At 56.9% G+C, this 7,196-nt stretch carries 8 protein-coding genes and 1 pseudogene; 8 read left to right on the forward strand and 1 reads right to left on the reverse strand.

What is annotated here, in order from left to right; translation table 11 throughout:
• Positions 1–169: 169 nt before the first annotated feature.
• The 5 genes from Q0K43_RS09295 to Q0K43_RS09315 all read left to right on the forward strand — a co-directional run bounded on the left by Q0K43_RS09295 (position 170) and on the right by Q0K43_RS09315 (position 3,164).
• Positions 170–955: an amino acid ABC transporter ATP-binding protein gene (locus tag Q0K43_RS09295; RefSeq protein ID WP_297290267.1), complete on the forward strand. Its 786-nt coding sequence runs from the start codon at positions 170–172 to the stop codon at positions 953–955.
• A gap of 66 nt (positions 956–1,021) precedes the next feature.
• Complete coding sequence (locus Q0K43_RS09300; protein ID WP_297290268.1) at positions 1,022–1,369, forward strand: hypothetical protein; 348 nt, start codon at positions 1,022–1,024, stop codon at positions 1,367–1,369.
• A 44-nt stretch (positions 1,370–1,413) separates the two neighbouring features.
• Positions 1,414–2,166, forward strand: coding sequence for a peptidoglycan recognition protein family protein (locus Q0K43_RS09305; RefSeq protein ID WP_297290269.1), 753 nt, complete (start codon positions 1,414–1,416; stop codon positions 2,164–2,166).
• Between the two features lie 24 nt (positions 2,167–2,190).
• Positions 2,191–2,382, forward strand: a complete 192-nt coding sequence (locus Q0K43_RS09310; protein WP_087189476.1) for a hypothetical protein — start codon at positions 2,191–2,193, stop codon at positions 2,380–2,382.
• A 263-nt stretch (positions 2,383–2,645) separates the two neighbouring features.
• Entirely contained in the window at positions 2,646–3,164 is a 519-nt protein-coding gene (locus Q0K43_RS09315) for a GNAT family N-acetyltransferase (protein ID WP_297290270.1), read from the forward strand.
• Positions 3,165–3,498: 334 nt separating this feature from the next.
• On the opposite strand, the gene Q0K43_RS09320 is transcribed toward Q0K43_RS09315, so the two are convergent.
• Positions 3,499–4,173 carry a GntR family transcriptional regulator gene (locus Q0K43_RS09320; RefSeq protein ID WP_297290271.1) on the reverse strand — a complete coding sequence of 225 codons (675 nt, stop codon included), beginning with the start codon at positions 4,171–4,173 and terminating at the stop codon, positions 3,499–3,501.
• Positions 4,174–4,558: 385 nt separating this feature from the next.
• Between Q0K43_RS09320 and uxaC the strand changes: the two genes are divergently transcribed.
• The 3 genes and pseudogenes from uxaC to Q0K43_RS09335 form a co-directional block, all read left to right on the forward strand.
• Positions 4,559–5,998, forward strand: coding sequence for a glucuronate isomerase (uxaC, locus tag Q0K43_RS09325; RefSeq protein WP_297290272.1), 1,440 nt, complete (start codon positions 4,559–4,561; stop codon positions 5,996–5,998).
• 2 nt (positions 5,999–6,000) lie between these two features.
• Positions 6,001–6,726, forward strand: a complete 726-nt coding sequence (locus Q0K43_RS09330) for an amino acid ABC transporter ATP-binding protein (RefSeq protein ID WP_297290273.1) — start codon at positions 6,001–6,003, stop codon at positions 6,724–6,726.
• Positions 6,727–6,756: 30 nt separating this feature from the next.
• Positions 6,757–7,196 (forward strand): annotated as a pseudogene (locus Q0K43_RS09335) (hypothetical protein); the annotation flags it as partial.

Here is a 7,196-nt window from a genome sequence, read left to right on the forward strand (position 1 = left end):
ATCTCGGTGTATGAGATCATCTGGATGGGTGAGTCCTACATCAAGAAGGGCATGATCTGGCCCCTGTTCTACACCGCCGTGTTCTATCTGGTGGCAAACGGCATTCTCACCCTGCTCTTCAGCTGGTTTGAGAAGAAGCTGGACTATTTCAAGTAAGGAGGTCCCCGCCATGCCTGTTTTGGACGTACAGCACATTGAAAAGCATTTCGGGGCCACCCGGGTGCTGGAGGATATCAGCTTTTCCCTGGAGCAGGGACAGGCCCTGGCCATTATCGGCTCCTCCGGTTCCGGCAAGACCACCCTGCTGCGTTGCCTGAACTTTCTGGAGACGCCCGACCAGGGCAGGATTCTGGTCAACGGCGACACCCTCTTTGACGCCGACGACCCCGCCACCCAGCGGGAGGCCGAGGTGCGGAAAAAGCGGCTCCACTTCGGACTGGTGTTCCAGTCCTTCAACCTGTTCCCCCAGTATACCGCTCTGGAGAACGTGACCCTGGCCCGGGAGTTGCTGGCCAGGGAGGAACCGGACTTCAAGGCCCGGAAAAAGAAGATACTGGCGGACATCCGGGAGCAGGGCCAGGCCCTGCTGGAGCGGATGGGCCTCAGTGACCGGGCGGGCCACTATCCCCACCAGCTCTCCGGCGGCCAGCAGCAGCGGGTGGCCATCGCCCGCGCCCTGGCCCTCCAGCCCGACATCCTGTGCTTTGACGAGCCCACCTCCGCTCTGGACCCGGAACTGACCGGCGAGGTGCTGAAGGTGATCCGCTCCCTGGCTGAGCAAAAGACCACCATGATCATCGTCACCCATGAGATGGCCTTTGCCCGGGATGTGGCCGACCAGGTGATCTTCATGGACAGTGGGGTCATTGTAGAGCAGGGCCCCGCCCGGCAAGTCATAGAGAATCCCCGGGAGGAGCGGACCCGTCAGTTTTTGTCCCGCTATTCCGAGAATTGAAAAGGGCAAAAAAGCGTGGTATCATAATTTGGATACCACGCTTTTATACTGCAAGGAGTTGACACAATGGAGGAAGCCATTTTTTTGCCGGTGCTTTCCCACTTTGAAAACGACAATTTCTGGACCGCCAGCGGTGGCCGGATGCGCTACCGGGTGGACCCGGTGAAGGGAGATGAGGAGAATCCCCCCTCCCTCACCGCCCAGGTGTGGGAGGGGCCCTGGCGGCTCCAGGACAGCACCGTGGAGGAGACAACGTCCTTCCCCATGACGGAGGAGGGACTGGAACAGCTGCGGGCCTGGGTGCTGGCCTGGCAGCAGACCATTAACGCCCGCCCGGAGAGAAGTCTGGCGGAGACCATCCAGGCCAGGGATGCCCGCCGGGCGGAGCTGGAGGAGCAGACCAAGGAAGAATGACCGCGGATCTGTGAGGCGCATAGGATGACCCGGAGGGGTTGCCAATGCACATCACAGAGCATATTCTCACCAACAGCGACTGCTACAAGGCAGGGCGCACCATTAAACCCAAGGGGATCATGGTCCACTCCACCGGCGTGGCCCAGCCGGACGTCAACGTCTTTCTCAAGGCCTGGGACAAACCGGGGGTGAACGCCTGTGTCCATGCCTTCGTCCACCGGGGAGGGGTCACCGAGACTCTGCCCTGGAACTGGCGGGGATGGCACGCCGGCGGCGCGGCCAACAACACCCATATCAGCTTCGAGATCCTGGAGCCTGCCGGACACACCTACAAAGGCGGCACCATGATCGGATACGACCCGGTAAAAAACAAGGCCTATTTTCAGCAGGTCTACGACACGGCGGTGGAGCTGTGCGCCTATCTGTGTGAGAAATACGGCCTGGACCCGGAGCAGGACATCATCGACCATGCGGAAGGCTGTAAGCTGGGGCTGGCTTCCAACCACAGCGATGTGGGGCAGTGGTTCCCCAAGCACGGCAAGAGCATGGATACCCTCCGCGCCGACGTGAAAGCGCGGCTGAAGGGGGGTGAACCGGAGATGACGCAGGAGCAGTTTGACGCCGCCTTTACCGTCCATGAGGGGGAAGTCTCCGCCCGGACGGTGAGCGATTGGGCCGAGGAGGCCTGGAACAAGGCCAAGACCGCCGGCGTATTTGATGGCACCGCCCCCGGCGCTCCCCTGACCCGGGAGCAGGCGGCTTTGATCCTGGAGCGGTTGGGTCTGCTGGGGAAGTAACAGAAAAAAGAGGAGGAAGTAAAAATGACCTGGGGAACCTACTATTTCTTTTATGAGTGCCCGCAGTGCGGCAAGAAGTACCGCTATGAGCTGGAGTTCGCCTCCGAGCCCGAGTTCGGCTTCTGCCCCGACTGCCATGTGATGGGCACCTTTGTGGGCGAGACCAAGGACAACAAGCAGGGCGAGGACAAATTTGTAGACTACGAGTTTGTATAAGTCTGAAGCACCCAAAAACGGACGCCGAAGGGCGGCCCCAAAAGGCTCAAATGGGGAAATAGCCGCAAGCCACTTCTTATGGCTTGCGGCTATTTTTCTGTCAAGATTGAAAAGCGGCCAAACCACTGTATTTTCAGCAGGCTGCCATTGGCAGGATCAACAGCTGCTGCCCTGCACGTTAAACTTTTCCGGAAACCTTTGACGCGGTTCCTATTACCTTGTATAATACTCCTATCTATCCGTACGCAACAGGAGGCTTTGCTATGATTCGAAAGGGTACTGCGGCGGATCTCGGCCGGGCGGAGGAGATCTACCACGAAATTCTGGACCATCAGGCTGCTACTGTTAATTACACCAACTGGATCAAGGGAGTTTACCCAACCCGGGAGGATGCCCGCCGAGCCCTGGAGGCCGGTACCTTCTTTGTGATGGAGGAAGACGGGCAGGTGGTGGGCGTGGCCAACCTCAACCACATCCAGCCCCCCGAGTACGCCAATCTCTCCTGGTCCATCCCCGCCGAAGGGGACGAGGTGCTGGTGATCCACACCTTGTGCATTCCCCCCTCCTGCTCCGGCCACGGCTATGCCAAAGCCTTTGTGGCCTTCGCCATAGAGTACGGACGGTCTCTCAGCTGCAAGGCCATTCGCCTGGACACCTATGAGGGGAATCTCCCTGCCATCTCGCTCTACAGCGGCCTCGGTTTCCATGATGTGGGCATTACTCTCTTCCACTTTGAAAACGCCATCTGGGAGAACCTGCGCTGCTTTGAATACCCCTTGTAAGCAGGAAGAGCCTGTTGCAGCATAGGCCGGTGAATTGTCAAACGAAGTGCAAGATAGGAGCGAAGTTCAAAATTCCATAACCCCTGAGCAGAACGGAAGTCAAGAATTTTAAGAGGCCTGGCGTTCAACAACGCCAGGCCTCGTTTTAGTGTGCCGGCTGGGCAATCTCTCAATCACTCAGCCCGTCCCCCCGTATACGACTGCGATCTTTTATGCGAAGATGGCAGCAGTTCATACAGCTCCCTCCAGGTGGTTTCGTTGTGTCGCAACTCTATTCCACCAGGGTTCCGTATGAACTCCTTATTGTTTCCCTAAAGTGCTGCGCTGAGCGGATTCAAAAGGATGAATGCATCATGGTATTGATTGCTTCCTCATAGGACAACTGAATATGATCCGCCAAAAGCTGGCAGGCAGTGTCCTGCTGCTGGTTAAGGATGGCATCCAGAATGGCAATATGCTCCTGATTGCTGATCTGATACCGAAGGGGTTTCCATGCTGTAATGCGAATGAGGTTCAGGTAATCTACCAGACTGCGCATGAGTTGGGAAGCATACTGATTATGAAGGGTATCCACCAGGTCCAGATGGAATTTGTTATCCAGCGCAATGAGGGGAGAGGCAGTCTGACCGGTTTGGCCTGCCTCATCATCCTGGTGTTCCAGCAGCAGATTTCGCATATCAGTGGCCCACTGAAGGTCCACCTGATAAAAACACTGCCGAAGGATCATAGGTTCCAGCAGCAAACGGATCTCGAAAATGTCGTGGATGCTCTTGGGAGTAGGGCGGGTAATCTCGATCCCTTTGCGGGGATGAATCTGCACAAGGTTGTCCTGAGCCAACGCCAGGATGGCTTCGCGTACTGGTGTTCGGCCGAGTCCCAGAAATTCCTGGAGCTGAGACTCATTTACAAATTGGCCGGGAGCAAGATCTTTTTGCAGAATCATGGATTTGATTTGATCGTATGCCTTCTTGGACAGACTGGTCTCCCGTTTGGTATTGATAGGTGCCATAGGCAACTTCCTCCTGCGACGATATATCATGCCGCTGAACTGATATATCATCTGCACATTCATGTAATATATCATCTTTTGCAGTATACCAGTCTGGAAATGCTCCGTCAAGAGGGGGACCATAGAGGTTCAGGTCGGGATAAATTATATGACTACGGGAAAAAGAGGGGATAAATATGGCCTTTGAAGGGCAATTTTGTGGCATTTTCAGAATCGGTTGTTGTCAGATTATCACAAGAAAACAAAAATGAAAATGAATTTCTTTAGCGGAATCGTCGGTTTATGGGTTGACAGGTCAAATAAACTGTGATATCTTCAAACCGTAAAATATATCAGAGATATATTAACCGGATATCAGTCAGGGCGAACTATGGGAGGGAACGGTATGAGCAGGGCGAAGCCCTTTTTGGAGGAAGATTTTCTGCTGACCACCGATACAGCCAGGTCGCTGTACCACACAGTGGCGGAGCAGATGCCCATCCTGGATTACCACTGTCACGTCAGCCCCCGGGAGATTGCTGAGAACCGCATCTTTCACGACCTCACCCAGCTTTGGCTGGAGGGGGATCATTATAAGTGGCGGTTGATGCGGGCCAATGGGGCAGAGGAAAGGCTGGTGACCGGCGACGCCGATCCCTTTGAAAAGTTCCAGACCTGGGCCAACGCCCTGGAGCGGGCCCCGGGCAACCCTCTTTATCACTGGAGCCACCTGGAACTGCGCCGCTACTTCCACTATGACGGCCATCTGACCGGCGCCAACGCCAAAGAGGTCTGGGACCACTGCGGCAGGGTCATCGGAGATGGGATGTCTGTCCGGGATATCCTGAAGCAGTCCAACGTGACGCTGCTGTGTACCACCGATGACCCGGCTGACAGCCTGGAATGGCATGCCAAAATGAGTGCCGATCCCACCCTGGAGACCCGTGTGCTGCCAGCCTTCCGGCCCGACCAGGCGGTGAACCTGGAGAAGGCGGAGTTTGCAGCCTATTTGGAGCGGCTGGGCCAGGCGGCGGACGTGAAGATCGACGGCTGGGACAGCCTGCTGGGGGCGCTGGAGAACAGGATGGACTTCTTCCATACCAACGGCTGTCGGGTGGCCGACCACGGGCTGGACAACATCTGTTACTTACCTGCCGGGACAGAAGAACTGGACACCATTCTGAAACGGCGGCTGGCCGGGGAAGAGGTGACCGGGGAGGAGAAGTGGAAATACAAGACGGCACTGCTCCTCTTTTTTGCTGGAGGCTACGCCAAACGGAACTGGGTGATGCAGCTCCACTTTGCCGCCCAGCGCAACAATAACGCCAGGATGTACCGGCTTCTGGGGCCGGATACCGGATATGACAGCATCGGGCCCGGGGTAAACCTGCCCGACCTGGCCGCCTTCCTCAGCACCCTGGAGGAGGAGGGCACCCTGCCCAAGACCATCCTCTACTCCCTGGACCCCAACGACAACGCAGGGCTTATCACCCTGATGGGCTGCTTCCAGGGGCCGGGCATGGCGGGGAAGATGCAGCACGGCGCAGCCTGGTGGTTCAACGACAACAAGGGCGGCATGGAGGCCCAGATGAAGGCTTTGGCGGCCAACGGCCTGCTGGGAAACTTTGTGGGGATGCTTACCGATTCCCGCAGCTTCCTTTCCTATACCCGGCATGAATATTTCCGGCGCATCCTGTGTGAGCTGCTGGGCGGTTGGGTAGAGAGCGGACAGCTGCCCGATGACCGGGCGGCACTGGAGGAGATCACGGCCGACATTTGTTACCGCAACAGCGTTCGTTACTTTGGCTTAGAACAGTATCATTTACGGGGGGCGGAGAAGCTATGAGTATGATCAGCGTCAAGGGGTTGAAAAAGAGTTTCAAGAACAATGAGGTACTCAAGGGCATCGACATTGAGATCCAGCCCGGTGAGGTGGTGGCCATCGTAGGGCCCTCCGGCTGCGGCAAGTCCACCTTCCTGCGCTGTCTCAACCTGCTGGAGAAACCCTCCGGCGGACAGATCCTCTACCACGACGTGGATCTGGTCAGCGCCGACGCCAAGACGGCCACAAAGGCCCTGCTGGGCATGGGCATGGTATTCCAGCAATTCAACCTGTTTCCCCACCTGACGGTGCTGGACAACATCATGCTGGCTCCCACCATGGTCAAGGGAGAGGACAAGAAAAGCAGCCAGGAGCGGGCTATGGCTTTGCTCAAAACTGTGGGCCTGGAGGACAAGAAGGATGCCTACCCCAACCAACTCTCCGGCGGCCAACAGCAGCGCATCGCCATCGCCCGGGCTCTGGCCATGAAGCCGGAGGTCATGCTCTTTGACGAGCCTACCTCCGCTCTGGACCCGGAGATGGTGGGTGAGGTGCTGGACGTCATGAAGAAGCTGGCTGCGGAGGGCATGACCATGCTGGTGGTCACCCATGAGATGGGCTTTGCCCGTGAGGCCGCCGACCGGGTTATCTTCATCGATGGCGGTTACATCGTGGAGGACAGCGAGCCTGAGGAGTTCTTCAGCCATCCCAAGAATAAGCGTCTTCAGGAGTTCTTGAGCAAAATGCTCTGATCTTCATAATATTTAAGGAGGAAACGAACCATGTCTCAGATCAAGGTAGCTCGTTACAGTGATGTGAAATACGACTTTGTCAACGGCTTTGCCAAGGTGCCGGTACTGGAAGGGGAGTTTGATCAGGCCCACTTTGCCCACTGCGCCCTCCAGCCCGGCTGCTCCGTGACCCCTGATATCTACTCCGTGAAGGAACACAATCAGCTGTTCATCTTCACCAAGGGCAAGGGCTATGTGACCACCCCCCGTCAGGCCTGGAACATCGTGGAGCCCGGTGTGTTCGTTCCTGAGTTTGATACCGAACACTTCACCATCACCTGTTCCGCCGACAGCAAGCAGCCCCTGGAGTACCTGCACATCATCACCGAGCTGAGCGACTACGACAAGACCTGCCTGGTGGAGTCCCGCATGGTGCTGCCCCGGTTCCGCGGCATCTCCCAGGGCTGGACCTACGACGAGGACTTCAAGGA

Source organism: uncultured Flavonifractor sp., assembly GCF_944383115.1.
Classification (GTDB): Bacteria; Bacillota; Clostridia; order Oscillospirales; family Oscillospiraceae; genus Flavonifractor.